1 pseudogene is annotated in these 510 nt (G+C 45.9%); it reads left to right on the top strand.

Features of this window, described 5'->3' with window-relative positions:
• Nucleotides 1-13: 13 nt before the first annotated feature.
• Nucleotides 14-510: pseudogene (locus EDM52_RS24135) on the top strand (hypothetical protein); the annotation flags it as partial.

The raw sequence follows: 510 nt of genomic DNA, 5'->3' as shown, positions 1-510 counted from the left end.
TACGTCTGTCGCGGTGGAGAAGAGTGCGACAGAGGAAACAGTGTTGCTTGAAAGGCTGCAGATGCTCGAAAACGCAATTGTCCCTACGACTGCAGAAGCAACAGTTGACATGTGGGCAAAAGCCGTCCAGGAGAGAAATGGTGCCCTTCAATACGCATTGTTAACCGAAAATGCAAAATTGGGTTCAAAACGATCCTTTGAGAGCTTTCACTGGGTGACAGGCGCATCGAGTCCTTGGGTGGAGAATTATACGATTACGAGCCTGCCTGCCAATGAAGAGCAGCCTCAAGAGCAAAGGTTTCAAGTGGAATTTGAACTAGTTACGTCCACAGGAAAAACAGGCAAGGATCAAGCATTCGTAGGTGTGGTTAAACAAGGGCAAAAGTGGCTTATCCAAAGTTTCGGTCCAGTTTCAGAAAAAGCCGTAGGAATCTGGAACACACCGGAATCCATTAACGAACAAAGCATCAAGAACAACTTCGAAGACATGAAAAAGGTAGAAAGTAATCT

Source organism: Brevibacillus invocatus (assembly GCF_003710915.1).
GTDB classification, from domain to species: Bacteria; Bacillota; Bacilli; order Brevibacillales; family Brevibacillaceae; genus Brevibacillus; species Brevibacillus invocatus.
The sequence above is the reverse complement of the archived record's forward strand: the minus strand, read 5'-3'. Positions and strand labels throughout refer to the sequence as shown.